We start from the raw sequence: 20,484 nt of genomic DNA on the forward strand, positions 1-20,484 counted from the left end.
GTGTCGTGCCGACCGGCGCCCGTCCGCGACCCGCTTACGGCCCGGCTGCGGGGCACAGCCCGCACGGCACGCCGCTTGGCGAATGTGTGGACCCCACAACCGGGCACCCGGCCACCCTGGCACCGATCCGGGCCCGGTGTCCGAGATTCACCCGAAACAGGCCCGACGGCGGCGCGCCGATGCGGTACGGCGCAACCCCGGCGACGGGGGTGCGCCGTACCGCCGCACGGCCGAGGTGCCCCGGGGCGACGTTCGGGCGGACCGAGGTCGGCCCCGGGGGTGTTGCTCGGTTAGCCCGCGAAGCCGAAGGCGCGGTCGGCGTCGCCGACCAGGAAGAATTCGCCCTGACCGTGATGACCTTCGCCGAACGCGACGATGGTCGCGGACTCCTGGCCGCCGAAGGCGTCGGCCTGGGCGGTGCCGGCCCCGAAGATCGCGGTGATCCCGGTCAGGACGACGGCCGCGGCGACAGTACGAATACGCATGTTCTCTCCCAAGGTTCGTGCTCGAATCTCGAAGCACGATCACATCAGACATAACGGCACGAACTATGACATTAACCCAATCGGGGGCGATGTCGCGTGCCACGAGATGCCGGCGCGGCCCGGGCCGCGCCTACGTTGTCGCCGTGACCACGGTCGACATCAACCGAGACGGGTCGCGGCGGCGGAACGTGGAACCGGCGTCCGAGGCGGCCGAGATCGTCGGCCGCCGGCGCCCCGGCTCGTCGGGGAACGGTCTGTAGCGAGGCGGATCACCGGCCGGGCCGCCGCGTGTCCTGTTTCGCGGCCCAGGTTCGCAGCCGGGTTGCGGCCTCTTCGTGTGACAGGGGGCCGTGTTCGAGATGCAGATCCTGTAGATGACGAGTGGCCGCACCGATCAGTGGGCCCGGAGGTATGCCGAGCAGTGCCATGATCGCCTTGCCGTCCAGAGCCACCGGGACGTTCGGGAGTCTCCTGGATTTCTCGAACTCCGCTGCGGCGCGCGCCGTTCTCTCATCCTCCGCCGACCGCGCCCGATGCCACTCGTCGTAGGTCGCCGCCCATTGCGCGGCCCGTCCGGCCGACTGCCAGCCGTGTGTGTCCTGCTCCCGACCGAGCCCCACTTCCAGGAACAGGTCGTGGTGGTCCGCGCCCTCGATGCCGGCCGGAACGACATCGAGCAGCGCGAGCGCGGCGTTGATCGGCCAGTCCTCCCGTGGACCGGTGAAGTCCCGGGTATGGACCGGACCCCACACCCTCGCGCCGTTTCGCCACACCGCGGCAATCTGGTATCCGTCTCCTCCGTGGAAGTCCGCCTCCACGCACGCGATCGGCCCGCCACGCGACCAGTGGCCCAGGGTCTGCTCAAGAACCGCGGACATCACCGCGCGTGGTCGACCGCGCCCGGCACCGTCCCGACCGGCGGGGTCGGCCGGCTCCTCGAAGAGTCGTTCGGTGACGGGCATCAGCCCCAACCGCCGTCGGAGCGGGGCGACAACCGCTTCCCCGATCCCGGCGGTCCGGTTCCTGAGCAGGTCGAAACTCCCGACGACGGCGCTGAGTTCGTACGGCATTCCCGCAGGGTAGCCGCAGCCGCACCGCCGCCCCACGGACGAGCACGACCCGGCCCGCGCCTCCTCCGCCGCGCCGCCCACCACCCGGCGAGCAATGCGCACCCCCACCATTCAGAGTGAAGCGCTCAGTGCCGGCGCGAGCAACACCGGCACGAGCGCGCAGCCCAGGCCCCCGCCGGCCGTGGTCATGCGGATCCCCCGATTCGCGCGGGTGTGGGGCAGGGTCCAGGCGATTACGAACAGGACCGCGGCCGCCCGGACCACGAACTCCAGGAAGCCCCCGGCGTCCCCGACCACGAGCACGCCGAACTCCCAGACCACGAGCGGCACACCGATCACCGACGTCAGCATCGGTGCCAACCACCACGTGTCGTGCGGAACATCGAGCACCGGCACATTCTCGTCGTCGTTCATGGGCCCATCCCATGGCGGGACATGGGCACATCGAGCAGCGTCATCCGCGACCGCGACGCCGAGGCCCGGCTCGCCGCGGCGGACGCGAACGTGCCCGTCACCACCCAGTGGGACGACGGTCGGCACACCGGCCGCGAACCCGATCGTGTGTCGACGTCCTCCGCGTCGATGCCCAGCGTGGTGATGGCCATGCTCGACCACCTCGACGCCGCCGTACGACCGGATCCTATGAACCGCCTCGGTGGATGGGCCGACCGTCCACCGGCCCACCCCGGGAACGGCGGGCCGCGGTCGAGCAGGATGGCCGGTTGGTACCGCTCGCGGGCCCCGAGCCGCATCTCCTCGGCCGTCACTCGTCGATCGCCGTCAGCCTCTCCCGCCGGTACACCACGTGCTTGCCGTCGCGCCGTCGATCGACCAACCCCGCGCGATACAGCAGTTGCAGGTGATGCGACGCGGTCGAGCGCGCCACGCCCAGCCGGACGGCGACCTCCGCGGTCGTGGCACCGCCGGTCGTCTCGGCCAGGATCAGCGCACGCGTTTCCCCCATCACCTCGCCGAGTCCCGTCGCGGCCGGCTTGCGGCCCCGCTGGTCGCGCCCCGTGCGGCGATCGGGCAGGGCCGGATAGTGAATGATCGGGCTGCGTCGATCGGGAGATCCCGGGGGGTCGATGGCGAACCGCGTGCGGTGGAACCACGGTGAGGGTTGGAAGATCAGGCGCGGCTCGGCGAGACGGGCCCCACGCGGATGCGGATACCGCAACCCGATGTCGATCCCACCGCCGTTCCAGAGCACACACGCGTCGAGATTGTCGATCGCGGCCACGAGTCCCGCACCTGCCGCCGCACGTGCCCGGGAGGCGATGTCGGCCTCCAGACGGTCGCGGATGCGCGGCCAGTCGGGTGCAAGGACGATCCGGAACAGCCGGGCGAGCTGATCCGCAGCGGTCTGCATCAGGTCCGCTTCGCCCTGCTCCGTCGCGCGGGCGAGCTTGCCCGGTAACTTCCCCCCACCGGAGATGATGGCGATCTCATGCCGGATCCGATCGGTTCCGGTGGCGGTGATCGCGTGCAACTCCTCGTCCAGATCGCCGATGTGCGCCGCCGGCAGCGGACGCAGGAAGTCCGGACAATAGCCGTGCGCGCCCGGGGCCCCGAGCGTGGCGAGCGTCCCGAACCCGCCCCCGGTCAGCGCCGCAACGGCCCGCTCCCGGATCCCGCGCGGCACACCTGCCGGGTACTCGTGCAGGGCCATGAGCAGGTCGGCGGTGACGGTGACGGGCGAGATGGCGAAGCGGCTGCGCGCCAGGGCGTCTGCCGACAGATCGATACGAATCATGACACCTCTCCGGGTCGTCGAGGGGCAAGTGTCGACAGCTGTCGAATCGTTGGGCACCACCGCGGCCGGCGGCGCACCATCTTTTCGAACGGGCTCTCTCGAAGGCGGCACGGCCGATACCCACCCGGTGTCGACGTGATCGTGCCGCCGGCAACGGAAGGACAGTCATGAATCCTCGTCGATGGATCGTGCGCGCCATCCTCGCCGTCGTCGTGGCCGTGGCCTGCGCCACCGCCTCTCCGAGAGCGGCGACGATCGAGCACGGGTCCGCCCACACGATCGCCGCCACCGCCATCGAGTACGGCCTGTAGGCGGGCCCGCCACCGCGGTTCGGCCGCCGTGCCTCGGCGGGCGGTCGCCCCGACGCACGGCACGGCCGGCCACGCAGCTCCGCCCCGCACGTGTCCACTTCCACGTCCGCCCCCGCCCCCGCACGGTCCCCGCTCGCGTTCGATGCCACGGTACCGGCGCGCTCGGGAAGACGGCGATCCTTCGGGCCGACGTCGCAAATCCGGTGCCCCACAAGGCGCGGGGGTGGTGCACACCGCACCAGGTCCCATCGGCAGTCCGACATCACACAAGGAGCACCGATCAGCCATGTCTCGTAACCGGAAGTTTCTCGGCGTGCTGGCGCTCGCCGTATCCTGCGCCACCATCGGCGTCACCGCGGGCACCGCGGAGGCGAAGGTGATCTACGCCAACAGCATCGACGAACACAATTCCTACGACGTCGAGGGCAGGACCGGGCAATACCAGTTCACCACCAACAACTGGGACAGCCGCTACCAGCGTTACCAGCAGTCGTTCGTGTGGGTCAGCGGCGGGCTCGGCGGCAAGGACATGGCCCACTGCCTCCGGGGCAACGGTACCGGGAACTGGTACGAGTCCTCGATCGTCGCCCGCAACGGTACGAACTCCTCGCACTACGACTGCTCCGGAAACGGCACCTACAACCGCGGTTACGACCAGGTGGCCGTCGACCTGGGCAACTGGTGAAACGCACGTGAGCGCATGAGCACGTGAGCGCATCAGCGGACGCCCCGGTGCATGTCCCGCGCGGACCGCACCGGGGCACATCCTCTTCGGAAGGCGAGGACGGGAACAATGCCCGGCATACGCACAGTTCTTCCGGTGGCCGCAGCCGCGAGCGTGGTCGCCATGGTCGTGGCGGGTTTCGTCCTGCGACCGTCGGACGACCCCGGCCAGAGCGCACAGGCGAAGGCCGAGACCCGCCGCTTCGTACTGATCCTGGCGCACGCCTCCGATCAGTCGGAGTCCGCCCGGTTCGATGTGGAGGTCGCCGCCCGCACGGAGGCGCTGACCTCCGCCTGCATGGCCTCACACCACCTGCGGTACACGCCCAAGGACCCGCGCAGCGTGGTCGACATCGAGGACGCGTCCGACTTCTCGAGTTCGGACTACGCGCGAGAACGCGGCTTCGGCATCTCGGTCTTCCCGCATTTCGCCCCGGCCACGGCGGACGACGCGTACCTGAAGACCCTGTCCACCGCCGACCTCAAGACCTACGACGCCCGCCTGTCGGGGTGTTTCGATCACGCGCAGCGCACGACGAACAGGGAGTACGGCATCGCGCAGGCCAACGCCGAATGGGCGCGGATCGACGACGCCGTGCAACACGATCCGCGCTATCGATCCGCGCTGGGGGAGTGGAGGGCATGTGCGGCGGCGGCCGGGCATCCCGCCGAATCCCGTCTCTCGCTGATCGAAGCCCTGCGCAAGGACTATACGTCGGTGATGACGGATGTCCGGGGCGGCGGCCCGGCGTTGCCGCAGGATCGATTGGCGGCGCAGGCGGCCCGGAGCCCCGGGTGGCAGCGATTCCACCAGGCCGAAGTCGACGCCGCGACGGCCACGTTCGGCTGCTCACAGGTCACCGACCGCACCTACGTGTCCATCTTCCTCGAGTACCTCGACCGCAACGGCTGACGACGACACACCGCCTCGCCCGGCGCCCGGAACGTGATGCCGGCTCAGCCCGGATGCGCAACCGGTACCGACGGCGCATCGCCGATCCCGCCGTTGGTGGTCCGGGCGCGGCAGAGCAGGAGTTGCTTCGGTGAGGTGCTCGTGAACGGGGATTGGTCGTAGTCTCCGTACCGCTGCACGACGTCGAGGCCGGCCAGCCGGCAGAGCGCCGAGAGTTCCTCGGGGAAGAAGCAGCGCATGCCGACCCTCTTGGTGCGTACGCACACACCGTCGCGAAGGTAGTCCAGCGTGAAGCGCAACACTTGGGCGCCGGCGTCGTAGCCGGTCGTCGCTCGTACATCGAGCCTCGCCCCGTCCCGGTCCACGACCGACTTGTGGTGGTAGGGCGAATCGGGGAGTCGGCACAGCTTGGCCAGGTCGGGGTTGAACACGTCCAGGATCAAGGTCCCGCCCGGTCGCAACACGTTCCGCGCCGAGGTGAGGAACGCGACCACCGAATCCAGGTCGTGCAGGTGTTGCATCGCGTTGGTCGCCGAGAACACCAGGGCGAAGCGCCGGTCGGAGCGGATGTCTCGGCAGTCCTGTTCCAGCCACTCGACCGGCAGTCGCTCGTCCTCGGCACGCCGACGGGCACGCGCAAGCATCGACGGCATGATGTCGAGCCCCGCGACCTCGACACCCGCCCGCGCGATCGGCAGGGTGATGCGCCCGGTACCGCAGGCCACTTCCAGGACCGGACCGCCCGCCCGGACTGCCTGACCGACGAAAAAAGGGATGTCGTGGGTCCGCGCGGCGAACTCCTGATCATAGAAATCCGCGTCCTCGTATACGGCCAGGTCCACCGATGGTTTCATCGTGTCACCGCCGGCGTCGGGCCGAACGTGTCCGCAAGGCTGGTCAGGACGGAGCCGGACCAACCGCTCTCCCCGAACACGCCGACCGGCACGGCGAGCACGCCGTACTCGCGCCGAAGCGTCTCCGCCGGCAATTCGACCGGGAAGAAGTAGTTGCCGGGACAGGTCCGGCTCGCCGGGGGAATCGCCCCGAGCACCTCGTCCGGCAGCCGTGCGAACAACCGCTCGGCGCGTGCGGCCAGTTCGTCGACGACGAGCCGGGGTACGTCGCCGTGCTCGATCAGCAAACGGTCGGCGAGCCTCAGCTGAGCCGGCGTCGGCGGATCCGCCCTGAACGCCTCGGCGGCTTCGGCCGAGTCGGCGTGCCCCGGGCCCAGCAGGACCACGCCGAACGTCCGCGGCCACAACCATCCCTTGGTGACCGAATGCAGCAGGACCGCACGACCGGTGTCCAGCAATCGCCGTGTAACGGCGGCGAACGGGGCGCCCAGATCGTAGACGCTGTCGATCAGCAGTCGGCGGCGTGGTGACACCTGCAACCACGAGATCACCGCGGCGCACTCGGCATCGGACAGGTATCGGCCGAGCGGCTTGCTGGGGTTGGCGAGCAGTAGGTATTCGGGCCGGTCGTCCGCCGGCGACTCCGGCAGGACCGGTGCCGGTAGCGTCGGGTAGGACGCCGGCGTAAGCCCTGCGGCGCGGGCCAGTTCGAAGTAGACCGGATACACGTCGCCGGGCAGCCACAACCGCGCGTGCACGGCGCGCAGCCGGTGGAACACCACACCGAGCCCGTGCCGGACCCCTCGACAGACCATGGCGTGGCGGGACCACTCCTCCGGCAGCTCGAAGCGCCGCAGCCAGGCACGGGCGAGATCGCACCGGTGCACCGTACGCGTGTCGGTCGGCGCTTCCGGTCGCAGCGGAGCGAGCGCCCGGTACACGTTGGTCTCGGCGGCATCCAACAGCGGTGAGGCAGACCGGAGTTGCCGCTGCCGGAATTCCTGGAACACGTCGAACCTCATGCCGTCGCACCTTCCGCCACGATCTCGCCGGCCCGGTCCTCCAGGGAGGCGTAGCAGCGTCCGTCGGCCATGACGTTCCAACTGCGGGCGATCCCGTTGCTGCGTTCCCAGAGCAGGCTGGGTTCGGTGTACGCGGCGATCCGCATCGGCCGTCCGTCCCAGCTGCCGTGGTAGACCGGCGCACCCCAGGGCAGGCGGCTCGCCGGTTCGAGGCCGTGCCGCTCGGCGAACCGGGTGACGACGGACAGCGAAACCTGGTGCTCTCGGCTCCAGAGGTTGGCGGCGCGGTCGAAGTAGAGCGACTCGGTGCTGGTGGATACGTAGAGTTCCTTGAAGCAGACTTCGTCGACACCGAGAGCCGCGGCCCACGAAAGGTAGTCGGCGACGTCGGCCTCGTCGGCGACGCCGCCGTGTTGGAGCACGCAGATCAGCCTCATCCGCAGGCCCGGCCATCGGTCGCGTCCCTCGCGCCAGGTGTCGATCACGGAGCTCACCGGCGTACGCAGCATCATCAGCCGCTCGTTGACGGTGTCGTCCTGATGGTGTCGGGAGACCGCCAACACGCTCAGACCCGCCGCGCTCAGGGCCGCGAGACGGTCGGCCCGGTCGGCGTGCGGGCCCTTCGCCAGGGTGTGTGCGTTGGTGATCAGGACCACCTTGGGGAAGGCCGCCGAGCAGGCGGATATCAGTCGCAGCTGCTGTTCGAACGGTATGAGCGTGGGCTCCCCACCGCCGGTGATCACGGCACGCTCGGCGCCCGCCGTACGGGCGCGCTCCAGCCAGTACTCGACCGCGTCCCACGGAACCCGTGCCGGCGGCTGATCGCTGGAGATCGAAGCCGAGGAGAAGCAGAACGAACACCGGGCTTGGCAGGCGGATGCGACCGGCAGAATCGAAACCGAGCGCGGTCGTATGTCGGCGTAGCGACGCAGTGCCGAACCGTGCAGGTGCAGGGAGGCCGCCATCGCATCCTCGACGGTTGTCGCACGCAGGGTGAACTCGTCGCCCGCCTGGTCGAGTTCGTGAACCGCCGACAACCGGATGCGGGCCTCGTGCAGTTCCATGCCGAGACCGGTCGACACGTTGGGTACCAACGTGTCGGGGTCCACCGTGGTTTCCAGCACCAGCAGCCGATCGCCCGGAATGGCCAGACGGTCCAGCAGGCGTCGCGCCTTGCCGATGCCGATCCCCAACTCCGTACGGGTCAGCAGGTGGAATCGGTCGGGATGAGTACTCTCCGGAATTCCCGCCTTGCCGTAGGCGAACGCGTACTTGTCGAAGCCCTTCGCGAAGTTCGACAAGACGATGACGTGGAAGCGCTGGTCGTCGCTATGGTTCATCCGGTCATCATGCATGAACGGGGCCGGGTGACCCGGGTGGATTTTTCTACCACGGGAACGTGCTGTCCCGAGGGCGAGGGCGGCGTGCCGTGGCCGTCGCCCGCTCCGTCACGGCACGCTCACTCGGCCCGGCCGCACGGACCGGGGATTTGACCGCGGAGCTGCTCGTGGCGGCGCCGGTGGCCGAGGTGACGGCCACCGAACCGTACGATCCTGCGTGACATGTGACGTCTCCTGGGTGATCGCGCGTCGGGCCGTCGACGGCGACCGGCCGCCGGCGCCCGCCGGGCGGATGTGGGCGAGGAACGACTCGGGGATGGGGCCCTTGCCCGCGCCCTGGCCGAAGGCCGATGGGGGCGCCCCTATCGGCTTCGTTCCGACAGGATGGGGCGTCGAAGCCGGCATGAGGTGGGCCCGGGCGGAAATCCGTCGGATATGACACGCGCATCGCGACACGGACGCCAAGGGGACGACGCCGATCGTGCGATCGAGGTGGGTCCCTCCGAGCAGGTCGAGGAACGAGAGCCCGCCGAGCCCACCGAGTTGTCCAAACGCGCCTGGTGGGCGGTGCTGCGCGGTACGGTCAAGGAATTCAGGGACGACGAACTCTCGGACCGGGCCGCGGCCTTGACCTACTACAGCGTCATGGCGCTGTTCCCCGGCCTGCTGGTGATGGTCTCCCTCCTGGGTGTCGCCGGTGAGTCCGCCACCGAGCAGGTGCTGGACAATCTGCACACCTGGGCGCCGAGTTCGGTACGTGACGTGATCAGCGACGCGGTGCGGCAGTTGCGCAACGACGGCGGCCTGGGTTCGCTGCTGGCGGTGGTGGGTCTGGTGGTCGCCGTGTGGTCCGCGTCCGGCTATGTCGCCGCGTTCATCCGGGCCTCCAACGCCGTCTACGACATGCCCGAGGGCCGGCCGGTGTGGAAGATCCTTCCGCTGCGGCTCGGCCTGACCGTCGCACTGATGTTGTTGGCGTGTGCGAGTGCGCTGATCGTGGTCTTCACCGGTGCTCTGGCCCGGCACGTGGGTACCGCGCTGGGCGTCGGCGACGGCGCGCCGGCGGTGTGGTCGATCGTGAAGTGGCCGATCCTGGTGGTGGTCGTGACGATGATGATCGCGATCCTGTACTGGGCCGCGCCCAATGCCGCCGGTCGTGGCTTCATGTGGGTAACCCCCGGCAGCCTCGTGGCCCTGGCGATCTGGATGCTCGCCTCCGCCGGCTTCGCCTTCTACGTCGCGAACTTCGCCTCCTACAACAAGACGTACGGAACGCTCGCGGGCGTGATCATCTTCCTGGTGTGGTTGTGGATCACCAATCTCGCGGTCCTGCTCGGCCTCGAGTTCGACGCCGAACTCGCCCGGCGACGCGCGATCGCCGGCGGGCTTCCCGAGGACCGGGAACCGTACGTCCGTCCGAGGGACACCCGCAAGTGGACCGCCGAGGACCGCCGCCGCCTGGAGGGGACGTCCTGAGGCCGGCGGGTATCGGGCGGCGTCTGGGCAGGCACCGATCCTGTCGGCGGCGGCACCCGACGCCGCGAAGTGGCTACGACTCGGGTTCCGTGGGGCTACCGCTTCTGTGCTCGGTAGCGCTTCATCAGCGTTGTGATCGTTTCCGGGGTCGCGTGAGCGTTCAACGCGACCACGAGCTCGTCGGGACACAGCTCGTACAGGTCGCCCCACCACCGGCGCGCCCTGTTGTCCCGGATCCGATAGCCGCCGGGCACCCCTCGCGCCACGTACCTGCGCCGACTCAACCCGACCTCCGTCCGACCCGCGTTCACTGGAGAATCGCTCCCGGGCATCCGGTGGATACCGGTCCCGGACGGCCAAACCGTATACCGGTGGTGGGCACACCCTCATCCGATTTCTCGCGCTCGGACATCTCAACGGCCCTTGTCCGCACAAGCCATGTCGTTGGAGAACGGCGGAACTCGTGTTCTCAAGCGACATGGCAACCGTCCGGCTCGCGCCCGTTTCGCTCGCCGTCTGCATCGTGACACGACAAGCGCGTGGGTGGTGCTGCTCAGCGCCTCGTCTCGTACCTGGTCAAAATCACGCCGTCGGGTAGCGTCCGCGTCTCCACCAGCTTCAGGTTCACCCAGCTGTCCAGCGCGGTGAAGAACGGCGTGCCGCCGCCCACCAGGATCGGATGGGCGGCGATCACGTACTCGTCGATCAGCCCGGCCCGCATGGCCGCCCCGGCGAGCGTTGCGCCGCCGATGGTCATCGGGCCGCCGTCCTCGGCCTTGAGCCGGGTGATCTCGGCGATCGCGTCGCCGGTGACCAGGCGGGTGTTCCAGTCGACCTTTTGGATCGTCGAGGAGAACACCACCTTCGGCGTGTCCCGCCAGTTCCGCGCGAACTCGATCTCCGCCGGGGTGGCGCCCGGCTGCTGGTCGCCGGTCGGCCAGTAGGAGCTCATCGTCTCCCACAGCTTGCGCCCGTACAGCGACAGGTCACTCGCCTGCTCGTGGTCGAGCCACCACTGGAACAACTCGTCGCTCGGCGGTCCGCTCCAGCCGATGTCGTTTCCGGCCGCGGCGATGTAGCCGTCCAGGGTCAGGTTCATGCCGTAGATCAGTTTTCGCACGGCGCAGCCTTCCGTTCGTGGGTGTCCGGGGCATGGACCGGCGCGGCGCGGAAAACTCATCGGTACGCGATCCGGACTCGCAGGTAGCCCTCGTGCCCGAGACCAGCGTGGTGCACCCGGCCGATTCGGGCAAACCGCCCGACCTCGCCTCTGCCCGGCCAGGTGCGGATCGCCATTGCTGCCACCGGCCCGCAAAGGCGCGGGGGCCGACGGTGCCGTTGCGGGTCCGGGTCCTCCCTCGGCCGCTAAAAGCGGCGGCTCTGTCTCCCGGTCGAGCGCGCGGCGCACGGCTTGGCGGCCTCATTCGGTGATGCGGAGTCCACAGTGCGTGCCGGACACGCGTTCGGCCGGTGGGAAACGGACACGTGGTTTCGCCGTGTGGCGGGTGCGCCGTGGGGGCGCGCGTGCGGTGTGGCGGTGGCGGTGCGTGACGTCGGTCGGCGTCGGCCTCGACATCCCCGCAGGGCACGGCACGCGGGATGGATTCGGATGGCCGGTCCGCATCCGCTTTGCCACCGCTGAGTAAGCGGGGCCGCCGGCGCGGGCGCCGGTGATCTCGGTCGCGGGTTCGGCTCGATTTATGGCTGTCCGGGTGTCGCGTATCGGACACAATGCGACGTGACCGCCTGACGGTCGATCTCGCAGCACACCCTGTCCGGCTTCCGCCGCCCGCGTCGGGCGACGAGTCCGGAACTCCGCCACAGCAACGACGGCTTCCCGCGTCGATCGGGTCCTCGACTTTCGAAACGCGTTCGTGAGGGATCGGGGCCGGGCGCGGGAAGCGGTTTCCCGTACAGCGCGCGTTCGTCCCCTCCGACCTTCGGTCGCGCGTTCGTGTTCGGCTTCCGGCCGTGTCGCCGGCAGCCGATGTCACCGGGTCCTCGTCCCCACGTCGATTCGGCTGTGCCCTCGGGCCGTGACGCCCCACCGGTGTTCGGAGACGCACTCTCGGCTGCCGCCCGGCCCCCGTCGAAGCGGCGGCCGTCCGCACGCGAGGAAACCCCCTCCGGTGTCGGGGAATGCCGACGCCGCCCTCAGGAGGCATGCGTGAAGAGAACACGAACACGGACATCGAACGGCAGGAGAAGGCGTCTGTCGGCACTGGCCGGCGCGCTCGCCGGCGCGGTCGTGCTGTTGAGCGCCACCTCGAACACGGCCGTAGGGCAAGGTAGTTCGAGCACGGACAAGGTCGAGTCCGGGACCGAATACCAGGTCGTCGGAGTGCGCACGGCAGAGCAGCGCACCGCCATCGCCGGCACCGGCGCCTCGATCGACGGCGTCGACGACAGTCGACTCGTGATCACCGCGACGCCGTCCGAGGTCCGCCGGATCAGGGCACTCGGATTCCGCGTCGACTCGTCGTCGACGCGCGCGCCGGAGCAGGACGCGCACGCGTTCGACTTCCCGCCGTCCGATTCGAATTACCACAACTACGCCGAGATGGTCACCGAGCTGGACAAGGCCGTCGCGAGCCATCCGGACATCATCACCAAACAGGTGATCGGCCGCAGCTATCAGGGGCGCGACCTGTATGTCCTGAAGATCTCCGACAACCCCATCGTGGACGAGAACGAGCCGGAAGTGCTCTTCACCGCCCACCAGCACGCCCGTGAGCACCTGACCGTCGAGATGGCGCTCTACCTGGTCAAGATGCTCAGCGAAGGCTACGCGAACGACGCCCGGATCAAGTCGCTCGTGGACAGTCGCGAGATCTGGATCATGCCCGACGTCAACCCCGACGGCGGCGAGTTCGACATCGCCACCGGCGCGTACCGCAGTTGGCGCAAGAACCGTCAGCCCAACGCCGGTTCGAGCAACGTCGGCACGGACCTGAACCGGAACTGGAACTACAAGTTCGGCTGCTGCAACGGTTCCTCGCCCGTCCCGTCGAGTGAGACCTATCGAGGTCCGCGAGCCGAGTCGTCGCCCGAGGTCAAGGCGATGGCCGACTGGGTGCGCGGACGCAGGATCGGCGGCAAGCAGCAGATCACGGCCGCGATCGACTTCCACACCTACAGCGAACTGGTGCTGTGGCCGTTCGGCTGGACCTACACGAACGTCGTACCGGGCATGTCGCTCGACGAGTACAACACGTTCGCCACGATCGGTCAGGCGATGGCCGCGACCAACGGCTACACACCCGAGCAGTCGTCCGACCTCTACATCACGGACGGCACGATCGACGACTGGCTCTGGGGTGACCAGCGAATATACGCCTACACGTTCGAGATGTACCCCCGTTCCGGCGGGGGCGGTTTCTATCCGCCCGACGAGGTGATCCCGCGCGAGACCACGCGGAACAAGAGCGCGGTGCTGCACCTGCTCGACTACGCCGACTGCCCGCCGCGCGCCATCGGCAAGCCGTGCAGCTAGCGCGCTCGGGTACGTCGTCGACTCGATAACGCGCTACGTCGCCCGAAGTCCGGAGCGCCGCCGAACGCCCCAACGGACCCGGACTCCGGGCGACTTTTGCCGACACCGCACAACCGGGCGCCCGGATGCCGACGGATTCGTCCGGTGGTCGTCGAACGCCTGCGCCGTCGGTCACGGAATTCGCGGCACTATGCGCGGCCCCGGGAAGGCGTCTGTACGAGCGCCGGGTCGTTGGACGTTCCGAGTTTGTGTGGTGGGTTGTGGGGCGAAGGTCCACGCGGGATGTTGCGCGCGGAGGAATGCGAGGTGGCCGGTCCAGGCGGCGTCGGGCAGGGGCGAGGGGCCGTGGATCGCGATGTCCCCCGTGGTGTCGATGTCGAATCCCCAGGCGAAGCCGACGAGCGGGACGACGTGGCGTTCGATCGTCTCGGTGATCGGGGTCCAGGCCAGGAAGGTGTGGGCGAGCCAGGACATCGGCGCGCGATCGAGCCTGGCGGGGGAGTCGAACAGGGTCGGGGCCAGTCCGAAGTAACAGTAGGGCGAACGGGAATCGGGGAAGAGCACGAACGGGTCCATCCCGAACACCGCGCCGCCCGCCGCGCCGTCGGTGGAGCGCACGAGTTGAACCCAGCCGAACATGCCGTCGTAGCCGCGACCGGGGTAGGCGACGCGGGCGGTCAGACACGGGAAGTCCCTGGCCTCGGCGGTCTGTCCGATCGCGGCGGGATCGTCGACCCGCTCGACGATCGCCTCCACCGAACCGGCTCGCCCCTCGCGCACGAACGACAGGATCATGCCCCCAACCTGACAGGTCCCGTCGGCCGTCCACAAGGCCGGACGGGTGTGGCCGAGCCGCGGTCGCATCGCTCCAAGGCGACGCCGACCGACGACGACTCGGTTCAGGTCGACGACCTACACGCGCGGGGGTGCCCCGAAGCCGTCGGCCACCACGGCGGCGAGCCTTTGTGCGAGGGGCGAATCGGCTTCCACCACGTGGATGAACAGGCTCAGACCCGGGTCGTGTGTGACGTCGAGGCGCTCGTAGGGGAGCTTGAGGTCGCCGATGGCCGGAGGGTTCACATGCACGTCGCCCGAGCGATGGTGGCTGATGTTGTGATCGTCCCAGCGAGACCTGAACTCCGAGCTGCGCACGTTGAGATCGAGGATGAGCTCGGAGAGTTCGCGATCGTCGGGATGACGTGTGGCGTACCACCGGAGCGCTCCCACGGTTTCGTCGGCGACACGCTCCCATCGGCACTCGAAGGCTCGACCGGCCGGGTTGAGGAAGATGAAGCGCGCCCGGTTGCCCCTGTCTTCGGGGTTGGTGAACAGCGGCGCGTAGATTGCGCGCGCTTCGCGGTTCCCGGCAAGGAAGTCCATGCGGTAGTTGCTGATCCACGCCGGCAGCGGACTGAGCGCGTCGGTGATCACCTGTAGCGCCGGGCGTACGGCATCGCCGTGGTGATCCTGAGCCCTGGCGGCCGTCGGACTCTTCGCCAGGGAGTGCGCGAGGTCGCGGAGGTGCGTGGCCTCGAGATCGTTGAGGTCGAGGGCGCGCGCGATGGCGCTCAGTACGGCCTCGGAGACACGCACTTTCCGGCCGCGTTCGAGGCGGGCGTAGTACTCGACGCTGATGCCGGCGAGCGCGGCCACCTCTTCCCGTCGGAGGCCGGGTACTCGCCGCCCGATGCCGGGCGCACCGCCGAAGCTTGTCGGATTCACGCGCGCACGGCGGGAGCGGAGGAAACCTCCCAGGTCACTGTCTTCAGGTGCCATGGTCCGAAACTGTACGCCCGGGATGCCCTGACGCGTACTGCCAGTACGCGTCACTCGGACCGCGTAACGACCGGCTCTGCCGCGCGGCGGCCAATTCCCTCCACACTGAAGCCATCCGGTTACCGGTGATTCCGGTGATTCCGGTGCGGCGATCGAATCCATCCCGGATCCTCGGCGCAAGAAAACAGCACCGTCTTCGCCGAGCGAGATCTCGAAGTGAGCACACATGACATCAACCGCAGAAATTCTCGGGCACAGCGTGAATTGTTCGGCGCACTTCGTGCGCGGCGGTTCGGACACGTCGATCCGCTCCGGGCGGACCTCGTGAACGACGACCCGATGCGAGCGTCTCGAAGGGAGACAAACCCATGACCGCGCAGGCGGAACGTCCGACGCCATCCCTCGACGAGCACACGCGTACCTCGCCCATGCTGGTGCCCCGGAGGAACTACACCGATCCCGGCCTCTACGAAGAGGAGCGGGTGAAGATCTTCCGGCGTACCTGGCAGCTCATCTGCCATACCTCGGAGCTTCCCGAGGCGGGCAGCTACCGGACGGCCAGGATCGCCGGAGAACCGGTCGCGGTGTGGCGCGGCACCGATGGGGTCATTCGCGGTTTCCACAACGCGTGCACCCACCGCGGCGTCGAGGTACTCCTCGGCGCCAAGGGCACGTGCCCGGGTTCGGTGAAGTGCATGTATCACGCCTGGGCATTCAGCGACAAAGGCGACCTCATCGGGGTGCCGTTCCCGCGGGCCTATGGCGAGGGCCTGGACAAATCCGAGTACGGCCTGACACCCGTCAAGGTCGCGGAGTTCGCCGGACTCGTATTCGCCGCCATCGACCCGGCCGTCGAGAACTTCGAGGACTACCTGGGCGAGGCGGCGCGTTACCTCCGGGAATTCATGGCCGATACCGAGGTCATCGGCCGCGCCCGATGGGACTACCCGGGAAATTGGAAGCTTTGGACCGACAACTTCCGGGACAACTATCACCCGCAGTTCCTGCACCGCATGATCGCCGACGGCCGCGGCGGCATGCAGCCCGGCAGGAATTACGAGCTGGCCAGCGGCCACTCGATGCTGACGTTCCCGGCGTACGGCGGCTTCAACATCGAGAAGTACGCCGCCGGCCTCTCCGCCGAGCTGGGTGAGAACCTCACGCTCACGGTCGAGGACTCCGCCAGTCGCGGCCATACCGCCCAGGAACAGGAAGCCCGACTCGCGGCGTGGGAGCGGGACGTCCGGCACGGCAACACGATCTTCGCGGTCTTCCCGAACTTCGACCTCCAGTACGACGCGGACGGCAGCAGCATCTTCCTTGAGGTCGCGACTCCCCTCGGTCTGGACAGCACGATCGTGGAGCTCATCATCCTGGGCAAGGTCGGTGAGTCGGCGGCGGAGCGCAAGCGCCGCCTGGAGACCGGCGCCGATTCCCAGGGCTCCTGGGGCAAGATCACCGCCGACGACCTCGAGGCGGCGGTACGCGCGCAGAGCGGACTGCGGGGCACCAGCCTGGCGACCTCCCACATGGGCCGCGGTCTCAAGCCGGGCAAGGTCGGCGACAAGTTCGACGAGTACTCGCTGCGGTGCTTCCACAAGCTCTGGAATTCCTACATCAACGAAGAGCCCATCGTGTTGGAGAAGGGGTTCGTTCATGAGTGAGCAGCAGGTATTCGAGCATGAGGTCGTGCAGGCGCGGACGGCGCCGACCAGTGGCACCCGCACCTACGACCCGGCCCTGATGGAGCGGGTGCGTGCCTTCTACGCCGACTGGGCGGCGTGCCTGGACGAGGACCGCTACCGCGACTGGCTGGGGCTCTTCCACCAGAACGCCGAGTACTCCGTGACGGATCGGGACAACGCCGACACGGGCCTGTACCTGACGAAGGAGCGAGGGATCGTCGCGCTCCAGGTCCGTGCGGCCTACCTCTCCGGATACTGGCGCATGCAGCGCAAGCCCCGAGTGCATCTGATCGGCAACCCGCGCGTCTTCGTCGAGAGCGACGGCACTCTCCACGTGAAGGCGAGTGTGGTGTTGGTTCGCACCGGCCTCGACGGACACTCCCGGGTCCACGCCGCCGGCACGTACGACGACCTCCTGGCCGCGAAGGGCGAGGGCTTCGAGATTCTCCGCCATGCGGTGGTGCTCGACGCCGACGTGCAGCCCTATGACATGACCGACATCGTCTGATCGTTGGATAGGGGACCCGTCATGAAACAGGACCGCCATATTCGCGCGCTCGGTTACGTCGGATTCACCAGCGCCCGAGTCGAGGACTGGCGAACATTCGGCACCGGCGTTCTCGGACTCCAGGACGTATCCGCGGCCGACTCGGCGGAGACGGAACTGCGCCTGCGCATGGACGAGCGCTCGTGGCGGATCGCCGTCGAGGCCGGCGCCGGAGAGGGGCTCGCGTACCTCGGCTGGGAGACCGCGTCACCCGACGCCCTCGCGGCGCTGGTCGACCATCTCGCGAGGCACGGCTTCGACGTGATCGAGGAGACGCCGCAGTCGGCTCGGCATCGTGGGGTCACGGAGCTTTACAGCAGCCACGATCCGGACGGCAACCGACTGGAGTTCTACTGGGGCCCGAGCGCCGATCCGGATCCGTTCCACTCACCTGCGGGAGTGGAGTTCGTCGCCGGCGCGCTCGGAGTGGGCCACATCGTGCTCCGCACCGTCGAGTTCGATGCCTGCAACGAGTTCTACCGCAACATCCTCGGATTCGGGCTCAGTGACTACGTGATCATGCCGCCGCGGCTGATCAACTTCCTGCACGTCAACGAGCGCCATCACAGTCTCGCCCTGATCCAGGGTGACCCCGCGGCGCCCTCGGTCAGTCATCTGATGCTGGAGCCGACGCACGTCGACATGGTCGGCCGCGCGATGGATCGCGTCTACGCCTCGGGTGCCAAGCCCTTGGTCGGACTCGGTCGGCACGTCAACGACCGGATGATTTCTTGCTACCTCCAGACGCCGTCCGGCTTCAGGCTCGAATACGGCGCCGGCGGTCTGCTGATCGATCCCGCGACGCACGTCTCCACCAACCACACGGGCGACAAGGTGTGGGGACACCAGAGTCACTGACCGACTCGGCGGCGGGTCGATCGTCGAATTCTCGCAGTAACAAGGGAGGCGGACCGATGTCCGTGAACAGCATGTGGAACGACCTGGTCGGTGCCTCGATCGGGTACCGGGGCAGGGAGTTCAAGACCCGTGTCATCGAAGCCGGCGAGGGGGAGCCGCTCATCCTCATGCACGGGAACGGCGGCCACGCCGAGGCGTACAGCCGCAACATCATGCGGCTGAGCAAGCATTTCCACGTCATCGCCATCGACCTGCTGTGGCACGGCTTCTCCTCGGGCCGACCCTTCACCACCGAGATGGTGCCGACCTACGCCGACCAGGTCGTCGACCTGATGGACTCGATCGGCGCCGACACCGCCCACCTCGAAGGCGAGTCCCTGGGCGGCTGGGTGAGCATGTGGATGGCACTGCACCACCCCGACCGCGTCGGAAGGATCATCCTCAACACGACCGCCGGCGCCGAGGTCGAGGACGGGCCCGTCACGCCGGAGCGACTCGCGGCCGGCGACGCCCTCAGGGAGCGCTCGCTCGCCGCGATCGGCGACCCGACCCGCGAGACGGTCCGCAAACGGCTCGAGTGGCTGATGGCCGAGCCGGACCGCGTCACCGAGGAACTCGTCACGCTGCGGCAGTTCTTCTACCAGCGCCCCGAGACGCGCCAGAGCCTTACCGACGTCATGCGAAACAGCTTCCGGTCCGACTCTCCACACCGCGTCACCCCGCAGATGCTCGGCCGGATCCGACAGCCGACCCTGGTGCTCTGGAGCGACCACAACCCGGGCACCGGACCGGAGTTCGGCCGCAAGCTCGCCTCGCTCATCCCCGATGCGCAGTACTCCTGCATCGCGGACGCCGGCCACTGGCCGCAGTGGGAGAAGCCCGAGGAGCACGACGCGGTCGTCACCGAGTTCCTCCGCGCCTGACCATCGCATCCGACCACCGACCGGCTCCCCTCGGCGGTTGCCTTTCCGGCGGGTTCGCGCGCGGGGCTGTATCACGCACCGCGTTCGTGTCGACGGCGGCTCGATCCCATCGGTGTGGCCTTCCGAGCAGGGAAGCGAAGGAAAAAATCATGCAGTTGTTGGTGAGACAGATCCGATGGGAGGCTGCGGGGGTCGTCTCCCTCATCCTGGTGGATCCGATCGGGCAGGACCTGCCCGGATGGGAACCCGGGGCCCACATCGACCTGACGGTCGGCGACGGCTCGGTCCGGCAGTACTCGCTGTGCGGTGACCCGGAGGATCGGAAGTCCTATCGCATCGGCGTCCTGCGGGAGGTCGACGGCCGGGGCGGTTCCCGGTTCATCCACGACCGGTTGCGCGTCGGCGCACTGATCGAGGTGGCGGGTCCTCGCAACCACTTCCCGTTCGACCCGCCTTCCGGCACCCGCATCCGCTTCGTGGCCGGCGGCATCGGTATCACCCCGCTGATACCGATGATTCGGGCCGCGGAGTCCCGGGGACTGGACTGGAAGCTCACCTACGGCGGCCGCAGTCGGGCCTCGATGGCGTTCCTCGACGAGCTCGACTCCTTGCGGGTGCATGTGCATCCCGCGGACGAGGCCGGCCCGATCGATCTCGACACGGCACTCGGTGACCCCTGCCAGGACACCGCGGTCTACACCTGTGGCCCGAGCCGGCTCCTCGACGCCGTCGAGGAGCGGGCCTCCTCCTGGCCGCGGGGCGCGCTGCACCTGGAGCGCTTCTCGGCCCCGCCCGCCGCCGTGCCCGCGGCCGGCGACGTACCGTTCGAGGTCGTGGCCAAGCGCAGCGGTATCACGGTGACCGTGCCCGCCGACGGGACCATCCTCAAGACACTCGAAGACGCCGGCGTGAGCACGCAGAGCTCCTGCTCCGAAGGGATATGCGGGGCCTGCGAGACGCTCGTGGTGGACGGCAAGCCCGATCACCGCGATCACGTTCTCACGGAAGAGGAGAAGGAAGGCGGCGAGTACATCATGATTTGCGTCTCGCGCGCCTGCACCGAGCGCATCGTCCTCGACATCTGAGTTCGCGTGCGGCACCGGCGATGTTGATCAGGCCCATGTCCCTGGCGGACGGAGACGGATCGCGGCGGGGGGGGGGGGGCGGGGGGGGGGGGGGGGCCCCCCCCCCCCCCGGGGGGGCGCCGCCCGCGCCGCCCCCCCCGCCACGGGGGAGACGGGGGGGAGAAAGGCGA

The 20,484-nt window shown here is 68.7% G+C and carries 22 protein-coding genes; 10 read left to right on the forward strand and 12 right to left on the reverse strand.

Going from position 1 to position 20,484, the window contains the following annotated elements; translation table 11 throughout:
- Positions 1-290 precede the first annotated feature (290 nt).
- The 5 genes from ACWGR4_RS45355 to ACWGR4_RS45375 form a co-directional block, all read right to left on the reverse strand.
- Entirely contained in the window at positions 291-485 is a 195-nt protein-coding gene (locus tag ACWGR4_RS45355) for a hypothetical protein (protein WP_380010577.1), read from the reverse strand.
- 269 nt (positions 486-754) lie between these two features.
- On the reverse strand, positions 755-1,555 hold the full coding sequence (locus ACWGR4_RS45360; protein ID WP_452133192.1) for a hypothetical protein: 801 nt from the start codon (positions 1,553-1,555) through the stop codon (positions 755-757).
- A gap of 111 nt (positions 1,556-1,666) precedes the next feature.
- A complete protein-coding gene (locus tag ACWGR4_RS45365; RefSeq protein WP_452133191.1) occupies positions 1,667-1,969 on the reverse strand; it encodes a hypothetical protein in 303 nt (100 codons plus the stop codon).
- Positions 1,966-2,160 carry a hypothetical protein gene (locus ACWGR4_RS45370; protein ID WP_452133190.1) on the reverse strand — a complete coding sequence of 65 codons (195 nt, stop codon included), beginning with the start codon at positions 2,158-2,160 and terminating at the stop codon, positions 1,966-1,968. Before ACWGR4_RS45370 ends, ACWGR4_RS45365 begins: the two co-directional genes overlap by 4 nt.
- Before the next feature lie 158 nt (positions 2,161-2,318).
- On the reverse strand, positions 2,319-3,308 hold the full coding sequence (locus ACWGR4_RS45375; RefSeq protein WP_380010571.1) for an ArsR/SmtB family transcription factor: 990 nt from the start codon (positions 3,306-3,308) through the stop codon (positions 2,319-2,321).
- A gap of 167 nt (positions 3,309-3,475) precedes the next feature.
- Here ACWGR4_RS45375 and ACWGR4_RS45380 point away from each other — a divergent pair, with 167 nt between their 5' ends.
- The 3 genes from ACWGR4_RS45380 (at position 3,476) to ACWGR4_RS45390 (ending at position 5,255) form a co-directional block, all read left to right on the forward strand.
- Positions 3,476-3,619 carry a hypothetical protein gene (locus ACWGR4_RS45380; protein ID WP_380010568.1) on the forward strand — a complete coding sequence of 48 codons (144 nt, stop codon included), beginning with the start codon at positions 3,476-3,478 and terminating at the stop codon, positions 3,617-3,619.
- Positions 3,620-3,905: 286 nt separating this feature from the next.
- A complete protein-coding gene (locus ACWGR4_RS45385) occupies positions 3,906-4,304 on the forward strand; it encodes a hypothetical protein (RefSeq protein ID WP_380010565.1) in 399 nt (132 codons plus the stop codon).
- A 135-nt stretch (positions 4,305-4,439) separates the two neighbouring features.
- The gene (locus ACWGR4_RS45390; RefSeq protein ID WP_452133189.1) at positions 4,440-5,255 is read left to right on the forward strand and encodes a hypothetical protein; all 816 of its coding nucleotides are present in this window, start codon (positions 4,440-4,442) and stop codon (positions 5,253-5,255) included.
- Positions 5,256-5,299: 44 nt separating this feature from the next.
- On the opposite strand, the gene ACWGR4_RS45395 is transcribed toward ACWGR4_RS45390, so the two are convergent.
- Genes ACWGR4_RS45395 through ACWGR4_RS45405 form a run of 3 tightly spaced genes read right to left on the reverse strand, consistent with a single transcriptional unit; the run spans position 5,300 to position 8,471 of the window.
- Positions 5,300-6,109 (reverse strand): class I SAM-dependent methyltransferase, encoded by an 810-nt coding sequence (locus ACWGR4_RS45395; protein ID WP_452133188.1) that lies wholly within the window; start codon positions 6,107-6,109, stop codon positions 5,300-5,302.
- A complete protein-coding gene (locus ACWGR4_RS45400) occupies positions 6,106-7,131 on the reverse strand; it encodes an aminotransferase class I/II-fold pyridoxal phosphate-dependent enzyme (protein ID WP_452133187.1) in 1,026 nt (341 codons plus the stop codon). The genes ACWGR4_RS45395 and ACWGR4_RS45400 overlap by 4 nt, the downstream gene beginning before the upstream one ends.
- On the reverse strand, positions 7,128-8,471 hold the full coding sequence (locus tag ACWGR4_RS45405; RefSeq protein ID WP_452133186.1) for a radical SAM protein: 1,344 nt from the start codon (positions 8,469-8,471) through the stop codon (positions 7,128-7,130). Before ACWGR4_RS45405 ends, ACWGR4_RS45400 begins: the two co-directional genes overlap by 4 nt.
- A 435-nt stretch (positions 8,472-8,906) precedes the next feature.
- Here ACWGR4_RS45405 and ACWGR4_RS45410 point away from each other — a divergent pair, with 435 nt between their 5' ends.
- Complete coding sequence (locus tag ACWGR4_RS45410) at positions 8,907-9,947, forward strand: YihY/virulence factor BrkB family protein (protein WP_452133185.1); 1,041 nt, start codon at positions 8,907-8,909, stop codon at positions 9,945-9,947.
- Positions 9,948-10,042: 95 nt separating this feature from the next.
- Here ACWGR4_RS45410 and ACWGR4_RS45415 read toward each other — a convergent pair whose 3' ends face one another.
- A complete protein-coding gene (locus ACWGR4_RS45415) occupies positions 10,043-10,231 on the reverse strand; it encodes a hypothetical protein (protein ID WP_452133184.1) in 189 nt (62 codons plus the stop codon).
- 269 nt (positions 10,232-10,500) lie between these two features.
- The gene (locus ACWGR4_RS45420) at positions 10,501-11,067 is read right to left on the reverse strand and encodes a dihydrofolate reductase family protein (RefSeq protein ID WP_452133183.1); all 567 of its coding nucleotides are present in this window, start codon (positions 11,065-11,067) and stop codon (positions 10,501-10,503) included.
- A gap of 1,047 nt (positions 11,068-12,114) precedes the next feature.
- Between ACWGR4_RS45420 and ACWGR4_RS45425 the strand changes: the two genes are divergently transcribed.
- Positions 12,115-13,440, forward strand: a complete 1,326-nt coding sequence (locus tag ACWGR4_RS45425; protein ID WP_452133182.1) for a M14 family metallopeptidase — start codon at positions 12,115-12,117, stop codon at positions 13,438-13,440.
- A gap of 171 nt (positions 13,441-13,611) precedes the next feature.
- On the opposite strand, the gene ACWGR4_RS45430 is transcribed toward ACWGR4_RS45425, so the two are convergent.
- Positions 13,612-14,235: a hypothetical protein gene (locus ACWGR4_RS45430; protein ID WP_452133181.1), complete on the reverse strand. Its 624-nt coding sequence runs from the start codon at positions 14,233-14,235 to the stop codon at positions 13,612-13,614.
- Positions 14,236-14,352: 117 nt separating this feature from the next.
- Complete coding sequence (locus ACWGR4_RS45435; RefSeq protein ID WP_452133180.1) at positions 14,353-15,216, reverse strand: helix-turn-helix domain-containing protein; 864 nt, start codon at positions 15,214-15,216, stop codon at positions 14,353-14,355.
- Positions 15,217-15,584: 368 nt separating this feature from the next.
- Here ACWGR4_RS45435 and ACWGR4_RS45440 point away from each other — a divergent pair, with 368 nt between their 5' ends.
- From ACWGR4_RS45440 to ACWGR4_RS45460, 5 genes are all read left to right on the forward strand, one after another.
- Positions 15,585-16,880 (forward strand): aromatic ring-hydroxylating oxygenase subunit alpha, encoded by a 1,296-nt coding sequence (locus ACWGR4_RS45440; protein ID WP_380010535.1) that lies wholly within the window; start codon positions 15,585-15,587, stop codon positions 16,878-16,880.
- Positions 16,873-17,409, forward strand: a complete 537-nt coding sequence (locus ACWGR4_RS45445) for an aromatic-ring-hydroxylating dioxygenase subunit beta (protein ID WP_380010532.1) — start codon at positions 16,873-16,875, stop codon at positions 17,407-17,409. The genes ACWGR4_RS45440 and ACWGR4_RS45445 overlap by 8 nt, the downstream gene beginning before the upstream one ends.
- Positions 17,410-17,430: 21 nt before the next feature.
- A complete protein-coding gene (locus ACWGR4_RS45450) occupies positions 17,431-18,306 on the forward strand; it encodes a VOC family protein (RefSeq protein WP_452133179.1) in 876 nt (291 codons plus the stop codon).
- Positions 18,307-18,362: 56 nt separating this feature from the next.
- Positions 18,363-19,229: an alpha/beta fold hydrolase gene (locus tag ACWGR4_RS45455; protein ID WP_452133178.1), complete on the forward strand. Its 867-nt coding sequence runs from the start codon at positions 18,363-18,365 to the stop codon at positions 19,227-19,229.
- Positions 19,230-19,378: 149 nt separating this feature from the next.
- Positions 19,379-20,314 carry a PDR/VanB family oxidoreductase gene (locus ACWGR4_RS45460; protein ID WP_452133177.1) on the forward strand — a complete coding sequence of 312 codons (936 nt, stop codon included), beginning with the start codon at positions 19,379-19,381 and terminating at the stop codon, positions 20,312-20,314.
- The last annotated feature ends 170 nt before the right edge of the window (positions 20,315-20,484 follow it).

The organism is Embleya sp. NPDC055664, assembly GCF_053618075.1.

Bases quoted from the DNA above. Each gene is read 5' to 3' on its own strand.
- ACWGR4_RS45365 (WP_452133191.1), bottom strand. From the start codon at position 1,969: ATGAACGACGACGAGAATGTGCCGGTGCTCGATGTTCCGCACGACACG.
- ACWGR4_RS45400 (WP_452133187.1), bottom strand. From the start codon at position 7,131: ATGAGGTTCGACGTGTTCCAGGAATTCCGGCAGCGGCAACTCCGGTCT.
- ACWGR4_RS45380 (WP_380010568.1), top strand. From the start codon at position 3,476: ATGAATCCTCGTCGATGGATCGTGCGCGCCATCCTCGCCGTCGTCGTG.
- ACWGR4_RS45440 (WP_380010535.1), top strand. From the start codon at position 15,585: ATGACCGCGCAGGCGGAACGTCCGACGCCATCCCTCGACGAGCACACG.
- ACWGR4_RS45455 (WP_452133178.1), top strand. From the start codon at position 18,363: ATGTCCGTGAACAGCATGTGGAACGACCTGGTCGGTGCCTCGATCGGG.
- ACWGR4_RS45385 (WP_380010565.1), top strand. From the start codon at position 3,906: ATGTCTCGTAACCGGAAGTTTCTCGGCGTGCTGGCGCTCGCCGTATCC.
- ACWGR4_RS45405 (WP_452133186.1), bottom strand. From the start codon at position 8,471: ATGAACCATAGCGACGACCAGCGCTTCCACGTCATCGTCTTGTCGAAC.
- ACWGR4_RS45360 (WP_452133192.1), bottom strand. From the start codon at position 1,555: ATGCCGTACGAACTCAGCGCCGTCGTCGGGAGTTTCGACCTGCTCAGG.
- ACWGR4_RS45445 (WP_380010532.1), top strand. From the start codon at position 16,873: ATGAGTGAGCAGCAGGTATTCGAGCATGAGGTCGTGCAGGCGCGGACG.
- ACWGR4_RS45375 (WP_380010571.1), bottom strand. From the start codon at position 3,308: ATGATTCGTATCGATCTGTCGGCAGACGCCCTGGCGCGCAGCCGCTTC.
- ACWGR4_RS45450 (WP_452133179.1), top strand. From the start codon at position 17,431: ATGAAACAGGACCGCCATATTCGCGCGCTCGGTTACGTCGGATTCACC.
- ACWGR4_RS45410 (WP_452133185.1), top strand. From the start codon at position 8,907: ATGACACGCGCATCGCGACACGGACGCCAAGGGGACGACGCCGATCGT.
- ACWGR4_RS45430 (WP_452133181.1), bottom strand. From the start codon at position 14,235: ATGATCCTGTCGTTCGTGCGCGAGGGGCGAGCCGGTTCGGTGGAGGCG.
- ACWGR4_RS45460 (WP_452133177.1), top strand. From the start codon at position 19,379: ATGCAGTTGTTGGTGAGACAGATCCGATGGGAGGCTGCGGGGGTCGTC.
- ACWGR4_RS45355 (WP_380010577.1), bottom strand. From the start codon at position 485: ATGCGTATTCGTACTGTCGCCGCGGCCGTCGTCCTGACCGGGATCACC.
- ACWGR4_RS45395 (WP_452133188.1), bottom strand. From the start codon at position 6,109: ATGAAACCATCGGTGGACCTGGCCGTATACGAGGACGCGGATTTCTAT.
- ACWGR4_RS45435 (WP_452133180.1), bottom strand. From the start codon at position 15,216: ATGGCACCTGAAGACAGTGACCTGGGAGGTTTCCTCCGCTCCCGCCGT.
- ACWGR4_RS45370 (WP_452133190.1), bottom strand. From the start codon at position 2,160: ATGGCCATCACCACGCTGGGCATCGACGCGGAGGACGTCGACACACGA.